Origin of the sequence: Methylocaldum szegediense (assembly GCF_949769195.1) — a bacterium.
Lineage (GTDB): Bacteria > Pseudomonadota > Gammaproteobacteria > Methylococcales > Methylococcaceae > Methylocaldum > Methylocaldum szegediense.
Map to the genome: position 1 here is coordinate 3058868 of NZ_OX458333.1, position 21529 is coordinate 3080396.

A 21529-nucleotide genomic window follows, 5' to 3' on the forward strand; every position below is an offset into this window, starting at 1 on the left:
GATTTAATTCAGAAACCGCTGCAGCACATTATCCAGGAAATTCCAGCCGGTGTCGGTGCAACGAATGACGCCGCCGCGCCGTTCGAGCCATTCGGCGGCTACGCAGTCGGATAGAGCCGGTTCGAGTGCGGACAAAGCCAACCCCGTCGTCTCGACGAACTCCGACTCGGCGAAGCCTTCCCGTAGACGAAGATGATTCATCAGGAACTCGAATGGCAGGTCTTCCCGCGCGACCGGCGCCTGTCCGCCCTGGCGCTCCGGTTGGCCGGCGAAGGCGAGGTAATGCTGCGGATGTTTGATTTTCCAGGTCCGCGTTATGGTTTGCTGTTCGGTATTGGTAATTTTTCCGTGAGCCCCCGCGCCGATGCCCAAATAATCCCCGAAACGCCAGTAATTGATGTTGTGCCGGCAACGGTACCCGTCCCGGGCATAGGCGGACACTTCGTATTGGCGATAACCGGCATCAGCCAGAAGCGCCTGGCAGCTTTGCTGCATCGCCCAGATGTGATCGTCCTCCGGCAGGCGCGGCGGGTACTTGTGGAACACCGTGTTGGGTTCCAGGGTGAGCTGATAGAAGGAGATATGGGTCGGATTCAGCTGTATCGCGGTGCGTACGTCGGCGAGCGCCTCGTCTATCGTCTGATCCGGCAGACCGAACATCAGATCCAGATTGAAGTTATTGAACCCGGCTTCGCGGGCGACCTCGGCGGCGCGCCTCGCTTCGCGGCTTTGGTGGATGCGTCCCAGTCTCTTTAGGTGCGGATCATGGAAGCTCTGAACGCCGATGGACAGCCGGTTTACGCCCGCTTCGCGGAAACCCTTGAATTTCTCGAGCTCTGCAGTTCCCGGATTAGCTTCCATGGAAATTTCGGCAGTATCCGCCACTTCGAGTCGCGACTGGATGCCTGTTAAGAGATCAGCGATGGCGGCCGGGCTGAACAGGCTGGGCGTGCCGCCGCCGATGAATATCGTCTCGACGGCGCGCCCCGCGACGGAGGGAACCTGTTGTTCGAGATCGATGAGCAGCGCTTCAACGTATTCCCGCTCGGGTAATGCGCCGTTTGCCGCGTGCGAATTGAAGTCGCAGTAGGGACATTTCCTCACGCACCAGGGCACGTGGATGTAAAGGCTGAGCGGAGGCGTCGATAGCATGGTCGGCGTCTATTTTATCCCGGCGTCAGAAGAATTGCCGGATATGAGACCGCGTCGGCGCCCCGGCGTTCCCGCGGCGCCGACCACTCTGAATCAGCCTCGCAGTGCGTAATAGGCGAGCAAACCGTAACAAGTGACGGCGGTTCCGCCGTGCAATAGAATCAAGGCTCTGGGCTGTATCCCCTTAGCGCGCTGGAAAGAGATGTATAGCCCAGCGGCGATGATGATGAGTGCTAGGCCGATGATGACGTAGAGACGGGTATCGCCTTTCAGCGCGACCAGGATCACGAGGATCGAGCCCAACAAGGCTAAGCCGCCGTGTATTAGGGCGTAGAGCCGAGGACTGCCTCGCCCTTTGAAGGCGTCGATTCCCATTCCCGCCCCCATGACTGCCACTAAAGTAAACACTGCAAGGGACAACATCAGCATAATCTTCTCCTTGATAGTCAGACGTTGAACGAAATTCGATTTTAGGTAGGGGAAAGTTGAGGGACAAGTCGCAATGCTCATTGAAACGACTTGTTTCCCGGGCGCTTCTCAATGGGGTTTTCTAGCTGTGGAATCAAGGCTTCCACGATGGCTTCGGGGGACTCGCGAATATCGATGGCGATGGCGTCTAAAGGTTCCTCGAGTGTTTCGAACTGGCTCGGAAGCAGATCAATAGGCATGAAATGCCCTTGCCGGCGGGCGAGCCGGTCGCGAACGAGTTCAAAGCAACCCTTGAGATACACGAAAACCACTTCGCGGCGGCCGCGCGCTAGGCGTTCCCGATAGGCGTGTCTCAGCGCCGAGCAAGCGATGACGGCGGAACGCCCTGCCGCTATCGAGGCTTCTATCAGCTCGGCTAGCCGATCGAGCCAGGGTTCGCGGTCGGCGTCCGTCAACGGCTGGTGCTGCATCATTTTCGTAAGGTTTTGCTCAGGGTGGAAATCATCCCCGTCGAAGAATGGCCAGCTGAGACGTTCGGCAAGCCGGAGGCCGATGGTTGTTTTTCCCGAGCCCGAGACTCCGAGGAGTACGACGATGACAGGACGGTCCGCGTTCATGGTTGACGAACTATGGCTACGTCGGACGGTGAGACGAAGGCGGTACAGAAGAATACCATCACGCCTGCTTCAATCGGTCCAAGTGCTGGAATCCGGAAACGTTTGCAGCATTTTCCTATAACGTTTTTCCACATCGACACAATCGCTGGCGTTCGGTAGATTGGCGAGGAGTTTGACCGAAACTGGGCTCGCTGCCGATGAAGCACGCTTCCGAAGGTCCGCGAACCAAGCGTGCGGTTTCGGGTCCATCGTGTGGGGTTTGATCGCGGGATCCCCTCGCGTAGCGCAAAAAAACGAGTTCTCTGATGGAAATCGCCGGAATCTTCATATTGCTCATCCAGATCGGGTTTGTCGTTCATGCGATCCGCCGCGGCCATTCGCTCTTGTGGGTATTCCTGATCATCTTCCTGCCTTTGCTCGGCTGTATTCTCTATTCGGTGATGGTGCTGCTGTCTGAGGTTATACAGAGCCGCACCGCCCGGCAGGGCTCTAAGGCCATGCTGCGGATGCTCGACCCGCAAAAGGAACTTCGAAAACGCCTCGAAGCCTTGGAGATATCCGACACCATAGAAAACCGTAGCGCGCTGGCGGAGGAATATCTTAAACACGGCATGCTAGACGAGGCCATCACGCTTTACGAGAGTTCCCTCACAGGAATGTACCGCACCGACCCGAGCCTTCGGCTGGGACTCGCCAAGGCATTGGTGGAATCGGGCGACTTCGGACGCGCCCGGGAAAAGCTCGAAACCTTGTTCCGCACCAATCCCGGATTCGAAAGTCAGGACGCCCACCTGCTTTATGCCCGTTCCCTCGAAGCGCTCGGAGAACTGGACCAGACTCTGGATGAATACCGCGCCCTGGCCTGGTATTCTGCAGGCGCCGAGGCCAAATGCCGCCATGCGTTGCTGCTGAAGCGCATGGGAAAAACGGCGGAAGCACGGGCGCTGTTCGAGGACATTCTCAAGGACGCGAAACTGGCGACCAGGCACAGCCGCCGACTGAACAAGGAATGGGTCGATATTGCGAGGCGGGAGTTGTCGTAGGCGAGTCGGTCGTCGAGTGCTATAGGACTTGCTTGCCTTTTTGAAATCGGCACTGGGGCACCGACCGCTTGCGCTGAGGAAGATGCATTAGCGTTGCGCTCAGCCGGGCGTGGTGGTTTATTGTTAGGCTGGGCTGAAGCGGGTTGACCGCGGATATAACGAGTAATTCACAGATCGGCGCAAACCTGCTTCTGCTGGGTACAATAGCCGATTTTCGGCTTGCAAATTACGCGACATGAAAGTCCTGCACTGCACATGGATCCCCGAGTGTACCGGCGAGTTCGTCCAACCGGGCGATATTTGGCTTTGGATCGAGCATGACGGCGAACCCGCCAACATCTCTGGAGCCGCGAACCGTCATCCTCGGCACCTTACCAAAGCTGAGCTGGTCGCTTTTCTCGAGGGAGAACTGGGGCTGGACGTCTCACCTTACGAGCGCCGATTTCACTTCGCGCCGCAGATTGTCCTGTTGCCGACGGTTGACGGTCGGCCGCTACCGAGCCCGGAGTTGGAAAGCGGGGCGGACGAAGACCCCACTGAAGCGGCTCTGACGGGCTGGGAAGTGGATGCCTATCGCTTGGCCCACCCTTTCAAACAACTCGGCGAACTGCGTTTTTTGTCGTCTTATCGGGCCTCGCAGACGAAAGCGGGCATTGATCTTTTGTTCTGGCATTACTTCACGCAGTCGCTGAAATCGGTGATTGTGAAGGATCGCTACATCCCGGCTCTGTTTTATCGATCGATGCCGCCGGACGGCTACGAAATCTATGCGGGCTGGGAAATCGTTTCCGACAGCTACGAACGCTTGATTCAGGAGGCGGTTGCGCGGATGCCGCCAGTCTGCACATCCGCTGGCGGCCGTGTTTATGAGAGTTCGAGTCTGCTCAGGCACTGTGGCGATGTTCTGGTGCATCGCACCGTTGTCCAGGCCGCTTCCGGCACCAAACTCGGGCGGAAGATCGAGGGTACGCTATTGAACGCCTGCCGAAACGGGGCGCCCGCCGGCCATCCGTGGAAGACCGACGAGGGCATCGAGCTTTACCGGCAATGGCTGGGCTGGCGGCGCAATCTGCTCGGACGGCGCGAGGAAGCGGACCTCGAGTTGGTGTTTCGTTTGCAGGAAGCATCCGACGAGAACGGTGCCTGGCGCTTGGAAATTCTGCTGTCGCCGCGCCGTGACCCGGCCCTGCGCTTGCCCCTGGCCGAATATTGGGTGCTGAGCGCCGAAAGGAAGAGGGTTTTCGTCGAGTCGCTTGGCGCGGATTTCGAGAAAAATTTGTTGCTGGGGCTGGGCCAGGCGGCCCGCATCTATCCCAAGCTTTGGGAGGGCCTGGACGAGGAGCGGCCCACCGGGGTCGATTTGACCCTGGAAGAGGCTTTCGCGTTTTTGCAGGAAGATGCTTGGGTTTTGGAAGATGCCGGATTTACCGTCATGGTGCCGACCTGGTGGACGCCGCAAGGCCGTCGGCGTGCCAGAATTCGTCTTTATGCCAGCCGTCGCAGCCCCTCCGACTCCGGTACCCGGCGCGAGTTGGGCGTACACAATCTGATCGCCTACCGTTACGAGCTGGCGTTGGGGACGGACACGATCGACGAGGCGGAATGGGAGCGGCTGGTCGAAAGCAAGACGCCGCTGGTTCGGTTCCGCGGCCAATGGCTCACCCTGGATCGGGAAAAGATGCGCATGATGCTGGAGTTCTGGCGCAAGCACCGGAGCGAGGACGGTGGTATGAGTCTGCCGGAACTGATGCGGAAGACGGCGGAGGATTCGGATCTTTTCGAGATCGATCCGCAAGGGACTTTGCTGGAGATGCTGGAAAAGCTCCGTGACCACAGCCGTTTGCAGCCAGTAGACGATCCACCGGGCCTGGTCGCGCGGCTTCGGGATTATCAGCGGCGCGGGCTCGCCTGGCTCTGTTACCTCGAAAGCCTGGGGCTAAACGGTTGCCTTGCGGACGATATGGGTCTCGGTAAAACCGTGCAGGTCATCGCGCGTTTGGTCCAGGAGCGGGCTGAAGGGGATGGGCATGCGCCCACCTTGCTCGTCGTGCCGACTTCGGTGATCGGCAACTGGAAGAAAGAGCTCGAACGGTTCGCGCCTGGCCTTCGAGCCATGGTTCATCATGGCGGCGGACGTTATCGGGATGTCGCCCGGTTCCGGGAGATTTGTCTGGAGCACGATGCGGTGATCACGTCCTACGCTCTAGTGCGACGGGACGAGAAACTGTTTTCCCAGATTCGGTGGGCGCGAATCGTGCTCGACGAGGCCCAGAATATCAAGAATCCGATGTCAGCCCAGACCAAAGCGGTTTTGAGGCTCAATGCTGACCACCGTCTGGCCTTGACCGGGACGCCGGTCGAAAACCGGCTGCTCGATCTCTGGTCGATCTTCAATTTTCTGAATCCTGGCTACCTGGGCAAGCAGAGCCAGTTCCGCCAGCGTTACGAGCTTCCGATTCAGCGCGACAACGATCCGGTCCAGACCGAAACCCTGAAACAATTGATCGAGCCTTTCGTCCTTCGACGGGTCAAGACCGACCCCAACATCATCAAGGACCTGCCCGACAAGGTCGAAAACAAACAATTCTGCCACCTCTGCAAGGAGCAAGCCGCGCTTTACGAAGCAGTGGTGCGCGATGTGGAGGAGCGCCTATCGACGGCCGAGGGGATCGGGCGTCAAGGTCTGATGCTGTCAGCGCTGATGAGGCTCAAGCAGGTGTGCAATCATCCCGCCCAATTTTTGCGCGACGGCAGTGCGTTCACGCCAGAACGCTCACCGAAACTCGAACGGCTGCACGATATGTTGACCGACGTGATCGCGGAAACCGAAAGCGCTTTGGTGTTCACCCAATTCGCCGAGGTCGGCGATAGCTTATATAGATACCTGCGCAACGCTTTAGGCTGCCCTGTGTTTTATCTGCATGGCGGAACGCCGCCGACCAAGCGCGAGCGGATGATCGCCGAGTTTCAAGACCCGGATACCGAGCCCGGCGTGTTCATCCTGTCTCTGAAGGCGGGCGGGGTGGGCATCACGCTGACCAAGGCCAACCATGTCTTTCATTTCGACCGTTGGTGGAACCCGGCAGTGGAAGACCAGGCTACGGACCGCGCCTTTCGCATCGGCCAGCGTAAGAACGTGTTCGTGCACAAATTCATTACCATCGGGACTTTGGAAGAGCGCATAGACCGCATGATCGAAGACAAGAAGCAGGTGGCTTCGCTGATCGTGGGAAACGACGAATCCTGGCTGACGCGACTGGACAACGAGGCTTTCAAGGCGCTTATCGCCCTGAACCGTCAAGCGGTGATGGAGTAGCTCATGGGCAAGATTGGGAAGACCTGGTGGGGCCAGCGGTTCATCGAAGCGATGGAGACGTTCACCGATCCGAAGCGGCTGATGCGCGGGCGCCAGTATCTCAGCACGCATCGCATTCTCGGGTGGCGCGTCGAGCGCAACAGGGTTCTGGCGCGCGTGCGGGGACGGATGAGCCCCTACCTGGGATTTTACGAGGAGCCCATCTACGAAATACAAATCGAATTCTCGCAGTTGCCGGAGTCGGCCTGGGACAGCGCGATCCAGCTGATCGGCAGCCGCGTGGGATTTCTCGCCCGCTTGTTGCTCAACGAAATGCCCGACGAGATCGAAAAGCCTTTTGAGGCGTTTGATGTCCATCTTCTGCCGAGGAGCCGCAAAGACATCAAGACCGACTGTTCCTGTCCCGATCCCGAGAATCCGTGCAAGCACATTGCAGCGCTGTATTACCTGCTGGCCTCGCGCCTGGATCACGACCCTTTTCTTTTGTTTGAACTGCGGGGGCTCCCCCGCTCCGAACTCGCCCGGCGGCTCCAGCACACACCGCTGGGGGCAGCGCTGGCCACGGCCTTGACGGAAAACGGGGGTGAGTTATGTTCAGCGGAGTCCTACTTCAGCCGTCCCGCTGAACTCGCCGCGCCCGAAACCGTCGTTCCCAGGGATTACTGGCGTGGCGCCAAAAAACTGCCCTCCGGTGTGGAACCCCCGGAACCTGCCCCGGTCTCGGGCATTCTAGTCAAGAAAGGGGGCGATTTTCCGCCGTTTTGGCCCAAAGACGTGTCTTTCGTCGAGGTGATGGATGCGTTTTACGAGCAGGTCAGAAAAAAGGCGAAGGATTGGATGTGATCCAGCGCTACGCGTCTTGAACGAGCGGATTGCTTCCTTGTTTTTTTTAGGTGCTATACGATTATGTGTTCGCGAAGCATTTTGCGTATCGCGAGATCCCCAGCTTGAGCGCCGACGTGGCGCCGGAGTGAACTATGAAGCAGCTTATTCTGGCGATCATCGGTATTTTGCCTCTTGCGACACCCGTAACGGGTGGGGCGAACGAGCGCATTGCCATGCGGCAGAGCGAGGCAGGCACGTTCTACATCCCGGTCCACATCGAAGGCGTAGGCGCCACGGATTTTCTAGTCGACACCGGCTCCAGTCATACCACCATCAACGAGGCGACCTTGGCGGTCCTGAAGGCCAACGGTATGGCTAAATATGCCTACGACATCAAGGGTGTCATGGTGGATGGAGCGGTCAAGGTTGTGCCGGTTTATTCGATTCGCTCCATCGACATCGGTCATCTTTGCGTGCTGAAGGATGTGGAAGCGGCCGTGTTTCCGGGGGAGAGCCGGCAGATTCTCGGTCTGAGCGCCTTGAGCAAGGTCTCCTCCGTGGTATTCACCATGTCTCCGCCGTCCTTGCAACTTCACGACTGTGACGGTGGCAGTACGCGAACGGCGGTTAGCGCACCGTGATGACACTCATCACGCCCGTTACAGCCGCCTAGCGTATAGGGGTAAGTACCAAAGCTTGCTCTACACGCTCATGCTTGGCTTACGCGGCTCGTCGCCGCGCCGGGATGTCCTTTCCTGGATCGAGCCGGCCTGTACGCAGATACAATTGATCCGCCAGCTCACCTGGCGGAACGATCGGCCCATCAAGGCCGAGTTTTCTTTTCTGTCCTGCCGAGTACCTGCAGCTGATTGAGGCTTGCCGGCCATTCCTGGTACCTATTCTTCGACGGTGTTTCGACCGTGGCTTCGAAGCGGGCGAATTCACCGATCTTTGCCAGCCAGCGACCTAGCAGGCGTTGCTGGTGGACGGTTGCCGGAAATCGCTCGGTGTCCTTTCGGTCCATAGCGGAAACATCCGCGGCAAGACCATTTCCCGCCATCAGAGCCAAGGTGGCTGTAAGAACAACTCGCTTGATATCCATACAAGAACCTCCAGTTAATTCAACGCTTAATGACTCAATATCACTGTCGTTACAGTTTCATTCGGACGGCTTTACGATAGAAAGTTTCCAATTAAGATACAAACGATAAATTATCATCTGATTGTTTACCAAAGCTAATCCGAAGGCAGATGAATAATCGTTTACCTCCATTGAATGCGCTTCGCGCTTTCGAAGCCGCTGCTAGGCATCTGAGTTTCAAAAAGGCCGCCGATGAATTGCACGTTACACCCGCCGCGATCAGCCATCAAATCAAAGCCCTTGAAGACCATCTCGGAGTCCGCCTTTTTCATCGCGGCAACCGGACACTCGCTCTGACGCCGGTGGCGCAGGCTTCTTTGGGTAAGCTTCGCGGAGGCTTTGCGCAGCTTGCCGCGGCGGTCGAGGACATGCGCACTTACGACAAGGCGTCGGTCCTCAGCGTGAGTGTCACGCCCTCGTTCGCCAATAAGTGGTTGATGCCGCGGCTGCATCGCTTCATCGCCAAGTACCCGGATATCGAAGTCAGAATCACGGCCAGCACGAAACTGGTCGATGCCCAGACCATGACTCTGCTTCAGGACAGGGAACTCGAAGATGTCGAACTGGGCGCCATCGACGTGACGATCCGCTTCGGCTCAGGGTACTATCCTGGGTTTCAGGTAGAGAAGCTGTCCCCCTCGACTGTCGTTCCGGTTTGCAGTCCCACATTGCTAGAGGGTGATCATCCGCTGCGGGAACCGTCGGATTTGGTCCACCATACTCTGCTGCACGTCGACCCCATCTACCGCTTTGAGTACCAGTCATATTGGGAAATCTGGCTGGAAGCTGTGGGCCTTAAGGGCGAGATCGATCCCGTCCGCGGGTTGCATTTCAATCATGCTTACCTGGCCCTGGAAGCCGCCGTCGACGGGTTAGGAGTCGCCTTGACGCAATCCATACTGGCGGCCTCTGATATCATGGCAGGACGGCTTGTTGCGCCATTTCCGCAAAAGCTGTCCATGGACTTCACCTATTACCTGGTATACACCGCGGAAACGGCTCAGCGGCCGAGCTTGGTCGCCTTTCGCCAATGGCTGTTGGATGAAATCGAGAGCATGGGTTCGTCGGAGTTCGCCGGCGTTTTGCTGTGACCAAATCGATGTTTCCACCCCAGAGACCGTCGGAGTCTGGCCGGCCTTTTCGATTTCCTGAGAACGGACGGTAGCGTTTTGAAGCGAAGGGAGCCCCTTCAAATTTTTTCGATTTTTTCCTGTGCGGTGACAATGGGCGTCAGATGAGGCCCTTGCAACACCTTCCGAAGATCGTCGGGGGCGATAGGCTTTACCAGATGATAATCGAAGCCCGAGGCCATAGAGCGTTGCCGGTCCTCGGTTTGCCCGTAGCCCGTGACGGCGACGAGGACTGCCGGCCGGCGGTCGTCCTCCCGCACGCAACGGGCGACCTCGTAGCCGTCCATATCCGGTAAGCCGATATTGAGCAGTATGACATCGGGGAGATATTCCCGGTACATGTCCAGGGCGGTCTTGCCGTCGTGCGCGATCCTGGTCTCGTGGCCCCACATGCCTAGTAGCCGAGCCACCGAATCCGCCGCATCCCGGTTATCGTCCACAATCAGGACGCGCAGTCCCTCCGCTTCTTGCGCGATGCTAACACCGCGGCAATCGGATATCGGGCTGATCTGCTCCGACAGGCGCGGAAGGTAGATCGTGAACTCGCTGCCTTGACCCGGACCGGCACTATACGCCTCTATCCGACCCCGATGCAGTTCCACCAGGCTGCGAACGAGGGCAAGTCCTATTCCCAGGCCCCCTTGGGAACGACCAATACCGTGCTGGCCTTGGGTGAACGGTTCAAAGATATGGGATAAAGCTTCTTGGGCAATGCCGATGCCATTGTCACGTACCGCTATTTTCACCTCGTCGCCGCTTTCTCGGATGGATACCCGGATTTCCCCGCCGTCCGGCGTGTACTTGACGGCATTGGTCAGCAAATTGTCGATCATTTGGGTTAAGCGTACGTCATCGCCTTCGACATAGAGTGGATGCGCAGGCAGGTCCCGGATCAGCTCGTGGCGGTGTGCCGCAGCGGAACTGCGGTGACTCTCTACCACCTGAGCTGCGACGACAACCACATCGACAGGCCGCATGTCGAGGTTGATTTTTCCCCGCGCAAGCCGCGACACATCCAGAAGATCATCCACCAATCGGACCAAATGCCGGACTTGCCGCTCGATCATATCGATCGGCGCCTGCAGATCGGGGGCATTGCGGGCTTCGTTGCGCAGGATGTGCACGGCATTGCTGATCGGCGCCAGAGGATTCCGGAACTCATGGGCGAGCACTGCCAGGAACTCGTCCTTACGGCGGTTTGCCTCACGCAGTGCGTCCTGCTGGTGCTTATCGTGTTCGATGTCCGTTGCCATGATGATCCATTTGACAATGTCACCGCGGGTCTTGCGGATGGGAACGCCTTGCCAGCGAAACCAACAGTAAAGTCCATCGTGACGCCGCAAACGGTATTCCACGGTAAACGGCTGTCCCCGGGAGGCTGCTTCCGTCCATGCTTTAATCGCCGCAGCCCGATCATCCGGGTGCATGGTCTCGACCCAGCCTCGTCTGAGCGACATAAGTGCCGATATGCCGGTGAACTTTAAGAAATAGTCATTGACGTATTCGCATTTGCCATCGGCTCTCCAGATCGAGAGGATCGCCGGTACCATCTCCGTTAGCAGGGCGTAGCGCGCTTCGCGTTCGTGCCTAATGACCTCGATAAGTCGCTGTTCCGTCAGATCGGTGGTAACGCTGGTGAAACTGCGCAAACGGTGGGCTGTGTCGTGCACCGCTGTTAGCCTGGAGTACGCCCAGAAACGCGTTCCGTCTTTGCGTAAGCGCCAGCTCTCCTCCTCAAACACTCCCCGCGCCGTCGCAATCGCCAAATCCCGTTCCGGCTTGCCCCGTTCGACGTCTTCATGGGGATAAAAACAAGCATGAGACCGGCCGAGGATTTCGTCGGCCCGGTAACCCTGGATTCGCTCAGCGCCGCGATTCCAACTGCGTACCCGTCCCTCAGGATCGAGCATGAAGATCGCCTGGCCATCAATGCCTTCGATTAGCGATTTGCACAGATCCAACCTCCCGACAGAAGTCTTCTTGTTGTTGGCCCAGTTGTACGACATGTATCGACTCACTTTTTCAAAGACGGCGTCGTGGTCTCGTATCCGCAAAAGCGAAACCTGAAACCACTCGGCGCCAACATAGCGATTGTCTCTTTTTGCAGCGTTTACGATGACGCTTGATTAGTCGGGGAGCTCTTCCGACTAGCGAGGTCCCACAAAAACCTGCGGTACGAAGGCCCGATAAGTAACGAATCAAGCCGAGAAGCTCCTATTATAAGAATTAAGAAGAATACGGAGTGGTATTTGCTTCTTCGCTGTCTGCATCGGCCGCACACTCAAAACGGTGTCAACCAGACCGAAGATCCGGGTAGTTTGCATAATAATCCAGAAACATCGGAACGCTGGGCGGCATTTCAGATGGTGCTAATCCAACGATCAGCCAGTGAGTGTCGTTTAATCCGACAGCCGACCGGGGTACCGCTGATTACGCAAGATTCCGGCCAGGCTCTTGGCAGATTGCATGCCTGAGAGCGGTATGCCTTGGACTACGAAGGATGGCGCCTCTTCGAAGCCCAATTCGTGTGCTTCAGCGGTATCCTGTTCGATGGCCTCGCCGAGCTCCGGGGACGAAAGGCACTGCACCAAGGCGTCTGAGTCGATATCCAGCCTGCTCGCCAGCGTGCGGAGAGCGTCATCTGTGTACCAGGCTTCGCCGAAGGCTGGCGGATTCCGGCCCAGAAGCTCGCTGCGCACACGACCGAAGGCGCCTAGCCGGTCGGCGCAGCGGGACAAGCGGGCCGCCTCGTCGGCCACAGGGTCGTACACCGGGATGAAGTCGCGGAAAACGACGCGCACGTTTCGCTGGGCGGCGAGAATCCGGTCGATTTCCCGATGAGCAGCCCGGCAGGGCGTACAGCGGTAATTGGTGTAGGCGATCAAGCGCGGCCCATCCAGCGCGCCCAGAATGGGAGCGTTCAACTCGATCATGGGAAGACGGGGTAGCGAGGGCTCTTCGAGCAGGATCTCGATGCGAGCCGAATCCCGCAGCTTTTTTACCAAAGCCGCACGGCGGGTATAAGCCTTACGGAACGCCAAGTATTGGCGGGCGCGATCCGGGTCCGACACCGGTCGGCCTGCGGCGCGTTCGGATTCGATAGAGGCGTTCAGCTCCTTAGTCCCGACGGTCGTATCCCGCGTCATTTTTGCCAGCAGGTCCTCGATCGGGATACCGAGTCGCCTCGCCTCCTCGCTCAGGAGTCGATTCTCGACGGACGTCTCGAGACACCGCTGCCGCTCGAGATAGATTTCCTTTCTCAGCCGATACAGACGAAGCGCGGTGGCTTGTTCCAGCATTTCCGCCGTGATCGGGGTATCGTCCACCAGCGCCACCGTTCGTATCGGGGACAGCGGCTGTTCGAGTTCCGGCCCGTCCGGAAGCCAGACCTTGATGGCATGGCCCGCCCGGAGCCGGCGGCGCGCTTCGGCTTGCACGGATTCGAGTGCTTTCTGAGTCAGATAGAGCCGGATCGCGGGCCACTCCGCTGCCGGATTGCGCTTGGTCTCGAGCGGTGCGAAAGGCCCCTCGAAGTCTTCCGGCCGGGAGGCGCGAAAGGCGCGGATTGCCTCATCTGTGACCGGCTTGGGCGAAGGGAATTTCGCTTCTGAGGAGGCTTGAAGCTGTCGGTCGATCAGCCGATCGAGCGCACGGGCCGCCTCGTCGGTTAAGGCTTGATGCAATCGAACAATTTTCGCGCGCGAGGGCGTATCGATTTCGGCCAACGGGATCGCCTGGCCGTCTATTTTGGCCGCCACCTCCTCCACGCGCGCGGCCGGGCTCACGGCCAGGAGCATCAGGAGAATGATCCACATCGAACCTTCTTATCGAGCCGATTCGCCGGGTTTTGCCGGGTGGACTTCCTCGACGGGGTCGCCGTCAAGTCCTCTTAGGAAGTCCGAGAAGCCGATGCCGAGTTCTTCGCGGAACAGTCGATCCGATTCCACCAGAACCAGGGTGCGCGCTAGGTGATCGCGCAAGGATTCGGGATCGTGAGGATCGAGAGGTTCCTGGCCTAATCCGACGGACGCATCGCGCAGCCGGCGCAAGGTTCCGAGTAAACGTTCCATACGCTCGGGATCGAGTTTCCGGCCTAGGCGCCGCTCCACCTCGTGCTCCAACGCACGGCTGACCAAGGCGTCCCACTGCTCGTTACGGATGGCATCGGACGTCGAATCGAGGTCTGGGGGCGGCGGGCTTGACGGCGAAGCCACTGAGCCTGGCGGCGCGTAGCTTGATGTAGCCGGTGCCATAACCGGACTCGGCGGGGAAATCGTGGGGTTCTGCGCCGCTTCGGATTGCAACCGAGCGTGCAGCACCGCGAGTTCCTGTTCCGCTTTCCGAGCGCGTGCCTGCCAGTGTTCGATCTTGTCCTCGATCGGAGCCGTCGGCGAGTGGCTGGATAAAAGGACCGTGATCGCGCTGGCCAGGCTTGCACCAAATAAAAACGCGGTGATCCGGTTCACGAGCATCCCTAATCGAGTTCCTGATGATCCCTGAACGGACCGCTATTCCAGGTCTCTCTGGACAGCGCTTTCTGCCCTTCCCAGGAACTGTGGAAACAATCGATGTTCGAGAGTTCGCTCTGCGTCAACGGATAGGTGAAGCTCACATCGGTAAACGAGATAAACTTATCCTGATGCTGTGCGGCTTTGTTTTCGGTGAGTTCCTTCAGGATCTGGTTGTACGCCATGATCCGGGATAGCGCGAAGGCTCGGTCCGAATCGGTCGCATCGGGCGAAAGCAGTGAGCCGCAGCTGCCGGACCGCGCCCAAACGTCCGGACAGTCGACCAGCCCGAGCGACTGTTTGACCCGGCCCTGGTTATAGACCTCGACGATATTGGGGATTGCCACTACCTGGACGGTGGCGCCGGCAGCCAAATTCGCAAGCAGGGTATCGATCCCGTTCTCGAACCGAGTCCTGAACTGCTCGTCGGTCGGAAGATCGGCGATGGAATCCTTGCAGACATCATTCGCACCCAGCAGCACCGTGGCATAGGTGACGTTCTTGCCGGCCGCGCCGGAGGCTTGCGCCGTCAGATCCGCCATCGTCGCGCCGTTTACGGCCGCCGTCTGATTGCTGCGACCGCTAGTCCCGAAATTGGCGTCGATGCGCTGATTGTGCGACCGCACATCCGGCAGTCCGAAGAGATCCTCCCAAAAGCCGTGATAACCGTTGACCCAGCTCAGGTTCAGATTATCCAGGGGTACATTGGCATTGAAGCCCCGCGTCATGGAATCGCCCAGCGAAAAGAGCCGCTTTGGCTCGTTCTGGCCCGGTTCCAGGGCGAGCGCCGAGCCTGCCGCGACCAATGCCGTCAATAAAGTTCCTGACGTGAATCGACTATGAATCCTCATAGCTATCTCCTTCGCGAGAGGATTCCTAGAGGACTCATCAGAAGGCAAGAAAGTTCATGGAACGTACATGCGAGCGCGAAGCCTGACCTCTACGCCATCCCGGCTCGTTTCAAATTCGGTTCATTACAGTTAGTGGCCGGCGCTAAGACTTATCCCATCGGAAGGATCTCTTTTGTCGCGAACGAAGAACACGAACTTTGAAGACGAGGCATTATCAAATGTAATTATGTAATAAAGCCTGTATCGCTATGTAATAGCAAATAGCAGGGAAGAGGCATGGCAGGTAATCGACCGACACGTAATCCGATGTCAAGTCCCGCAAGATCGTAAACCTTCTTTCGAAAAAGATGAGGATGGGACAGTTGCCAGTTTTTGAGAGCCTGGATCGGGGTGAGATGGCCTAAGGCCTTTTGGGGAATGTGATGATTGTACAGCTCGACATAGCGGTGCAGGGTGGTGTCCAGATCGGCGGTTGAATCGAAGTGATGGGTTTGCAACACCTCCTCGATGCGGCCATTGAAGCGTTCCACCAGGCCATTCGTTTGGGGCCGGCCCGGCGGAATCAGGCGATGTTCGATGCCTTGTTCAGTACAGAGGCGGTCAAACTCATGCGTCCCCGAGGGCTGCCGAGTTCGGGTCAGGAAACGGTCGGTAAACTCCGAGCCGTTGTCGGTCAGGCATTTCTGGATGCGGAAAGGCGCGGCCTGAATCACCGCTTTGAGGAAGTCCTTTGCGCTTAAGGCGGTGCGGTTGGGCTTGAGGGCGACATAGACCCAGCGGGTGGCGCGGTCGATGGCGACGAACAGGTATCGGCGGGGTTCGCCGTCGATGGCGGGCAAGTACTTAACATCCAGGTGAAGGAAGCCGGGCTCATAGGCCTTGAAGGGTTTGACCTTCGCCTTCTCTGTAGGCGGAAGCAGGGTCTTGAGGGACGCCACCCCGTGGCGGCGCAGGCAGCGGTCTAGCCCGGAACGGGACACGGCGGGATTGAGAAATTCCCGGGTCACGGCCAGGAGATCATCCAAGGGGAGGAGCAGAGCTTGGCGGAGGTAGACCACGATGGCTTCCTGGGCGGGCGTGAGCGTGGTTCTGAGGGTGTGGGGCCGGTGTGAGGCATCTTCGACCGAGGAGCGGTGTTTCCACTTGCGGACGGTCGTTCGGCTAATGCCATGCTTTTGGGCCAAGGCGCGCTCGCTCAACGTGGACGCTTGAATGGCCTGCCGAACGGCCGGGGTGGTACGGGCGTTCTTATGAAGACGAATCTGCATGGAGAGAAACCTCACTTGGACGAACCGAATATCTCCTGGAGAAGGCTCCGGGCTTCGAACAGAGCATAACTCCTTCTCGGTAAATAATCACACGAGACGCGACACTTATGCCGCCCGATCACGTGCGCGTCACGGCCGACTGGGCACCTGGCCGCGTAGGCATCGCTTCGCGTATCCATGATTTTGCGGTGAACGCGAATGCGTTCGCGGCAAACGTGAATACGACCAACATCAGTGACATTGTACTCGTCTACTTAGGGGCCGCCGATCTCGGCCCGGTGGACAGTCAGCGGATCTACGCCGTCGCACGTGACCGAGGTGGCGGATCGGTCGTGCTTAGCGGCCGACTGACGACCACCGATACGGTCACTCAATATGGCCGCGGTTTTTCCACGTTTGCTACCGGCGTATACGGCACGCCCACCGCACAGCCATCCGGTGGTCTGGGTACCTATCGCAGCGCGCCTTTCACGCCTTCGTCTATCACGGATACGGGCTATGAGCTTGTTATGAACAGTGCGAACCAGGTGGGTCAAGGCGGCGACAGCGGAGGTCCGACTGTGGTCACCGTCAACGGATTCGGAGTCGGCATCGCGGGGGTCCAGTCCACTTGCTCACCGACAGGATACATCCCCAACACGCCTGCCGCCTCGCAAAATTGGTCTTGGGCCACCGGCGCCAGTGCCTGCCAATATGTGTCGACCGAACCCTTCATCAACGAGATCCTGAGCACTACCGAAGCGACCCCGGAGTGCGCGCTCGGCCCCGCCTGTGCCGTTATACCCATCGTTCGCGGTGTCATGCGGACGGCCGACTGATTACCATCCATCCACCTCAACGGAGGACTACATGCGCCCCATTGCCATAACGCTCGCCGCGGCCGCCGCGGCATTGTCCGTGCCAGCCGCCGGTCAGCCGGTTTCTCAGGCCGGATCGATCACCATGATACGTACCGGCTGGAATCTGGATAGTTTCGCCGTCGTCACCGCCGAGCCGATCGTCAACCCCGCTGGCTGCCCCACTCCGGACGGCTACACCTCGGATAAGTCGTTTCCCGGCTATGAGACGTTTTATTCCGCCGCGCTCACGGCGTTCATTGCCCGCCGCCGCGTGATAATGGTCGTGGATGACACCCAATGCATCCACGATCGGCCGAAGATCGTCGGTATCAATGTGACTTCGGAGTAGCACCGTAGACGCTGCGGTCTATAGCGTCGACTGCGCCGCGTGAGGCGTATCGCAAGACACGTCAAACAACGACGGCGCGAGGCGCACGTGGGCATTAGCCCGCGTGGGGAACAAGCTTCGGTGCAGCAAAGCGAGTGCCACTTTGCCGATCTTCCCAGGGGCTATTTTCGTCCGCCGGGTTTTCCGGGTTCGCGCATGTGCAACGAACGGCAAAAGGCACCGCGTTTTAAACAGTCCGTATCAAGAAGAGGTCTAGTCATGGCTAAAGCGTGGATGAAAACATTGGAACGTTGGAACTGACCCGTTCTCGCGGGAACTCTTCCGGATTAAATCGGCCTTGAGCGATATGCCCATTTGATTTGCACGCCGGCAGTCGCATTTTTCCGAATTTCAGCCATTGTTTGGGGAGGCGGTATGCACGACTGGAATGTCGTCGTTTCAGTATTCGAGCACGGGTTCAGGCGTGCCTGTCGTCTGCTCGAGCAGCTCGGCCCTGTCCATAAAACCGATTACTTCAATGTGCTGGTGATGAAGATCGAGGATACCGAAGGATTTCTTCGCACACTCAAGGACTGGTCGATCAGAGATCCCGAAATCTTCACGCAGTGCATTTCCCGAGCGATTCCTCTCACGGCTTTGTTCGTCTTCCAAACACCGCCGGAGTTCGAAGCGAAAGCGCGAGAGGCCGCCGCTCGCTGGCTGCCGGACTTGGCCGGCCTGCGGTTCCATGTGCGCATGCACCGTCGAGGATTCGCCGGGCGTCTGTCCAGTCAGGATGAGGAGCGTTTTCTCGACGAATTCTTGCTGAGCAATCTGGATGAGGCCGGAACGCCAGGCTCGATCGACTTCCAAGATACCGATGCGATACTGGCCCTCGAAACGGTCGGGCAGCGTGCAGGACTTTCCCTGTGGACGCGGGATCAGCTTCGGACTTATCCGTTCCTGGGGCTGGACTGAGCAAAGCTTGCCGGCGGCGTCCGCCGCTTGAAGCGAATTCACCGGATTCTGGTCACAGGCCGATGCGCGATGTGCAATCATTTCGGCGCTCAAGAAATTCTGAGGTTGATTCAGAAAGGCAGAGCCATGAACTCGGCGGAAAAAGAAAGGCAAGGCTTTCAAGCCGGTTATCTCGCTTTGCTTGCGAGCGGCGAACTCGAGCAACGGGTCCGCATCGCCCGCCGGCATCTCCAGTCCTGCGATCTCTGCGCACGCTATTGCCGGGTCGACCGGTTGAAGACGGTCCGGGGCGCGGTGTGCCGTACCGGGGAACGCACCGTGGTCTACAGTTACGGTCCCCATCATGGCGAAGAAGACGTGCTGCGCGGTTGGAACGGGTCGGGAACGATCTTCTTCAGTTGGTGCAACTTGCGCTGCGAGTTCTGCCAGAACTGGGAGATCAGCCAAAGGGGCGAGGGCCGCGAGGTCGAGCTGGAGGAATTGGCGGCGATGATGCTGAACTTGCAGGCCAGAGGATGCCACAACATCAATTTCGTCACCCCCAGCCATGCGGTGGCGCAGATTCTGGCCGCGACATGGATCGCCGCACAACAAGGGCTCACGCTACCCCTGGTTTATAACACCGCCGGCTACGACAGTCCGGAGGCTCTCGCGCTGCTCGACGGCGTCATCGACATCTATATGCCGGACATGAAATATGGCGATTCCGTCATCGCCCACCGCTATTCCCACGTGCGGAACTATTGGGAGGTTAACCAGGCAGCGATCAAGGAGATGCACCGCCAGGTCGGCGACCTGCGGCTGGACGAGAACGGTTTGGCCTATCGAGGGTTGTTGACACGGCATCTGGTTCTTCCGGCCGGCCTGGCCGGGACGGAAACGGTTCTGGAGTTCATCGCCCGCGAGATTTCCACAGAGACTTATGTCAATTTGATGGGACAGTACTATCCCGGCTATCGGGCCAGCGCCCTGCCGGAGTTATCCCGCCGCATTGCCGCGACGGAATACAGAGAAGCGCTGGATATCGCCTGGCGTCTGGGCCTGACGCGGCAGGCCGACCGTCGCTGGTGAACCGTTGGCTCTGAGTGTCATGCTACTGATCCAGCTTTCGCGTACGGAAGCAACATCCGGGGCAATGGCCAGCAGCCATTGCACCCGAATGTCGGCATTTCCTTTACTTGGCTTTACATATACCGGGACAATCTGCGCCGCCCTGGGTGGGATCGCAGTTGTCACTAGGATCATCGACACAGACCTGACCATCGGGGCACTGGGCTCCCGTGATACCGCCACAGGCTACGGGTTCATTTTTCTGACACTCGCCCTTATGGTCGATGGAAACTCCAGCGGCAGCCGCCTCACAGGCATTGCCATAAGTTTTGCCGTCGCAACCGCAGACGGGGTCAAATTCCCTGGTGCAAACGGTTGGTTTGGTTTTGCAGACCCCTTGTGTATCTGGAACTTTGCACTGGCCGATGCCGTAATCACAGTACTGCCCCTCCGGACAAGACAACCCGCGGATAGTACCGCATATCGTTTCGGAAGGTTTGGGCGGAGTCTCACGGTCGCAACCAGCAAGCAAAGTGACCAGAGAAAAATAAACCAGCAGTGTGAAAAGTCTTTTCATACTCTACTCTCCATGATGTTCAACATCGTTCGATGTTGTCGTAAGGCATGTAGATAGCGCGGTTTTGCGGCGCGGGTTCCCGGAATTTCCGTCAAGTCCTCCTTGCACACCCTTGATGAGGGAAAGCCTTAGAACCACCCGAGATCGGAGCATCGTAGATCAGGCAGGAGTCGCATTAACCGGTGCTCCCAACAGGCCTGACCGGCATGGAAGGGATTCTGGCACTCACCGGACGCATGAGACTCAATTCGAGATTTTTCCCTCTTCTTTGGTGGCTAGCTGTCGCGTCTCGTGTGATTATTTACCGAGAAGGAGTTATGCTCTGTTCGAAGCCCGGAGCCTTCTCCAGGAGATATTCGGTTCGTCCAAGTGAGGTTTCTCTCCATGCAGATTCGTCTTCATAAGAACGCCCGTACCACCCCGGCCGTTCGGCAGGCCATTCAAGCGTCCACGTTGAGCGAGCGCGCCTTGGCCCAAAAGCATGGCATTAGCCGAACGACCGTCCGCAAGTGGAAACACCGATCCTCGGTCGAAGATGCCTCACACCGGCCCCACACCCTCAGAACCACGCTCACGCCCGCCCAGGAAGCCATCGTGGTCTACCTCCGCCAAGCTCTGCTCCTCCCCTTGGATGATCTCCTGGCCGTGACCCGGGAATTTCTCAATCCCGCCGTGTCCCGTTCCGGGCTAGACCGCTGCCTGCGCCGCCACGGGGTGGCGTCCCTCAAGACCCTGCTTCCGCCTACAGAGAAGGCGAAGGTCAAACCCTTCAAGGCCTATGAGCCCGGCTTCCTTCACCTGGATGTTAAGTACTTGCCCGCCATCGACGGCGAACCCCGCCGATACCTGTTCGTCGCCATCGACCGCGCCACCCGCTGGGTCTATGTCGCCCTCAAGCCCAACCGCACCGCCTTAAGCGCAAAGGACTTCCTCAAAGCGGTGATTCAGGCCGCGCCTTTCCGCATCCAGAAATGCCTGACCGACAACGGCTCGGAGTTTACCGACCGTTTCCTGACCCGAACTCGGCAGCCCTCGGGGACGCATGAGTTTGACCGCCTCTGTACTGAACAAGGCATCGAACATCGCCTGATTCCGCCGGGCCGGCCCCAAACGAATGGCCTGGTGGAACGCTTCAATGGCCGCATCGAGGAGGTGTTGCAAACCCATCACTTCGATTCAACCGCCGATCTGGACACCACCCTGCACCGCTATGTCGAGCTGTACAATCATCACATTCCCCAAAAGGCCTTACGCCATCTCACCCCGATCCAGGCTCTCAAAAACTGGCAACTGTCCCATCCTCATCTTTTTCGAAAGAAGGTTTACGATCTTGCGGGACTTGACAGCTAGACCGTTACACTGACACTGGCAAGCAGCGGGTCTGCCCGATCCGGATATCGCAATAGCCAAACAGGCGGATATTAGCTATATAGCCAAAGTCTTAGCTGAATGCGGCGCAAATCTCTTCTTCGGATGT

At 58.4% G+C, this 21529-nt stretch carries 19 protein-coding genes and 1 pseudogene; 10 read left to right on the forward strand and 10 right to left on the reverse strand.

Translation table 11 applies throughout. The features are described 5' to 3' along the window. Positions 1–3: 3 nt before the first annotated feature. The 3 genes from hemW to QEN43_RS13200 all read right to left on the reverse strand — a co-directional run bounded on the left by hemW (position 4) and on the right by QEN43_RS13200 (position 2198). Positions 4–1152 carry a radical SAM family heme chaperone HemW gene (gene hemW / locus QEN43_RS13190; RefSeq protein ID WP_026611079.1) on the reverse strand — a complete coding sequence of 383 codons (1149 nt, stop codon included), beginning with the start codon at positions 1150–1152 and terminating at the stop codon, positions 4–6. 93 nt (positions 1153–1245) lie between these two features. Then, positions 1246–1581, reverse strand: a complete 336-nt coding sequence (locus QEN43_RS13195; protein ID WP_156912836.1) for a hypothetical protein — start codon at positions 1579–1581, stop codon at positions 1246–1248. A gap of 77 nt (positions 1582–1658) precedes the next feature. Further along, a complete protein-coding gene (locus QEN43_RS13200) occupies positions 1659–2198 on the reverse strand; it encodes a gluconokinase (protein WP_036269106.1) in 540 nt (179 codons plus the stop codon). A 305-nt stretch (positions 2199–2503) separates the two neighbouring features. On the opposite strand from QEN43_RS13200, the gene QEN43_RS13205 reads away from it, so the two are divergent. The 4 genes from QEN43_RS13205 to QEN43_RS13220 all read left to right on the forward strand — a co-directional run bounded on the left by QEN43_RS13205 (position 2504) and on the right by QEN43_RS13220 (position 8023). Beyond that, on the forward strand, positions 2504–3241 hold the full coding sequence (locus tag QEN43_RS13205) for a tetratricopeptide repeat protein (protein WP_317963289.1): 738 nt from the start codon (positions 2504–2506) through the stop codon (positions 3239–3241). Between the two features lie 235 nt (positions 3242–3476). Beyond that, positions 3477–6557 carry a DEAD/DEAH box helicase gene (locus QEN43_RS13210; RefSeq protein WP_317963290.1) on the forward strand — a complete coding sequence of 1027 codons (3081 nt, stop codon included), beginning with the start codon at positions 3477–3479 and terminating at the stop codon, positions 6555–6557. Between the two features lie 3 nt (positions 6558–6560). Continuing rightward, positions 6561–7400 (forward strand): SWIM zinc finger family protein, encoded by an 840-nt coding sequence (locus QEN43_RS13215; RefSeq protein ID WP_317963291.1) that lies wholly within the window; start codon positions 6561–6563, stop codon positions 7398–7400. Positions 7401–7534: 134 nt separating this feature from the next. Further along, positions 7535–8023, forward strand: coding sequence for a retropepsin-like aspartic protease family protein (locus QEN43_RS13220; RefSeq protein WP_317963292.1), 489 nt, complete (start codon positions 7535–7537; stop codon positions 8021–8023). A gap of 182 nt (positions 8024–8205) precedes the next feature. On the opposite strand, the gene QEN43_RS13225 is transcribed toward QEN43_RS13220, so the two are convergent. After that, positions 8206–8484 carry a hypothetical protein gene (locus QEN43_RS13225; protein ID WP_317963293.1) on the reverse strand — a complete coding sequence of 93 codons (279 nt, stop codon included), beginning with the start codon at positions 8482–8484 and terminating at the stop codon, positions 8206–8208. Positions 8485–8633: 149 nt separating this feature from the next. On the opposite strand from QEN43_RS13225, the gene QEN43_RS13230 reads away from it, so the two are divergent. Next, a complete protein-coding gene (locus QEN43_RS13230; RefSeq protein ID WP_317963294.1) occupies positions 8634–9614 on the forward strand; it encodes a transcriptional regulator GcvA in 981 nt (326 codons plus the stop codon). A gap of 98 nt (positions 9615–9712) precedes the next feature. Here QEN43_RS13230 and QEN43_RS13235 read toward each other — a convergent pair whose 3' ends face one another. The 5 genes and pseudogenes from QEN43_RS13235 to QEN43_RS13255 form a co-directional block, all read right to left on the reverse strand. Then, positions 9713–11659 (reverse strand): hybrid sensor histidine kinase/response regulator, encoded by a 1947-nt coding sequence (locus QEN43_RS13235; protein ID WP_317963295.1) that lies wholly within the window; start codon positions 11657–11659, stop codon positions 9713–9715. A 393-nt stretch (positions 11660–12052) separates the two neighbouring features. Next, positions 12053–13468, reverse strand: a complete 1416-nt coding sequence (locus QEN43_RS13240; RefSeq protein WP_317963296.1) for a DsbA family protein — start codon at positions 13466–13468, stop codon at positions 12053–12055. 9 nt (positions 13469–13477) lie between these two features. Continuing rightward, positions 13478–14119 carry a hypothetical protein gene (locus QEN43_RS13245; protein WP_156912835.1) on the reverse strand — a complete coding sequence of 214 codons (642 nt, stop codon included), beginning with the start codon at positions 14117–14119 and terminating at the stop codon, positions 13478–13480. 8 nt (positions 14120–14127) lie between these two features. After that, a complete protein-coding gene (locus tag QEN43_RS13250) occupies positions 14128–15012 on the reverse strand; it encodes an SGNH/GDSL hydrolase family protein (protein WP_026611069.1) in 885 nt (294 codons plus the stop codon). A gap of 308 nt (positions 15013–15320) precedes the next feature. Continuing rightward, a pseudogene (locus tag QEN43_RS13255) lies at positions 15321–16280 on the reverse strand (IS481 family transposase); the annotation flags it as partial. 107 nt (positions 16281–16387) lie between these two features. Between QEN43_RS13255 and QEN43_RS13260 the strand changes: the two are divergent. From QEN43_RS13260 to QEN43_RS13275, 4 genes are all read left to right on the forward strand, one after another. Continuing rightward, positions 16388–17098, forward strand: a complete 711-nt coding sequence (locus QEN43_RS13260) for a hypothetical protein (protein ID WP_026611068.1) — start codon at positions 16388–16390, stop codon at positions 17096–17098. 31 nt (positions 17099–17129) lie between these two features. After that, positions 17130–17468 (forward strand): hypothetical protein, encoded by a 339-nt coding sequence (locus QEN43_RS13265; protein ID WP_317963297.1) that lies wholly within the window; start codon positions 17130–17132, stop codon positions 17466–17468. A 414-nt stretch (positions 17469–17882) separates the two neighbouring features. Further along, entirely contained in the window at positions 17883–18425 is a 543-nt protein-coding gene (locus QEN43_RS13270) for a hypothetical protein (RefSeq protein ID WP_026611066.1), read from the forward strand. A gap of 69 nt (positions 18426–18494) precedes the next feature. Continuing rightward, positions 18495–19496: a radical SAM protein gene (locus QEN43_RS13275; protein ID WP_317963298.1), complete on the forward strand. Its 1002-nt coding sequence runs from the start codon at positions 18495–18497 to the stop codon at positions 19494–19496. 103 nt (positions 19497–19599) lie between these two features. Here the strand turns inward: QEN43_RS13275 and QEN43_RS13280 are convergent, their stop codons facing one another. After that, the gene (locus QEN43_RS13280; RefSeq protein ID WP_084162193.1) at positions 19600–20052 is read right to left on the reverse strand and encodes a Kazal-type serine protease inhibitor family protein; all 453 of its coding nucleotides are present in this window, start codon (positions 20050–20052) and stop codon (positions 19600–19602) included. 384 nt (positions 20053–20436) lie between these two features. On the opposite strand from QEN43_RS13280, the gene QEN43_RS13285 reads away from it, so the two are divergent. Then, the gene (locus QEN43_RS13285; protein WP_317963299.1) at positions 20437–21402 is read left to right on the forward strand and encodes an IS481 family transposase; all 966 of its coding nucleotides are present in this window, start codon (positions 20437–20439) and stop codon (positions 21400–21402) included. Positions 21403–21529 lie beyond the last annotated feature (127 nt).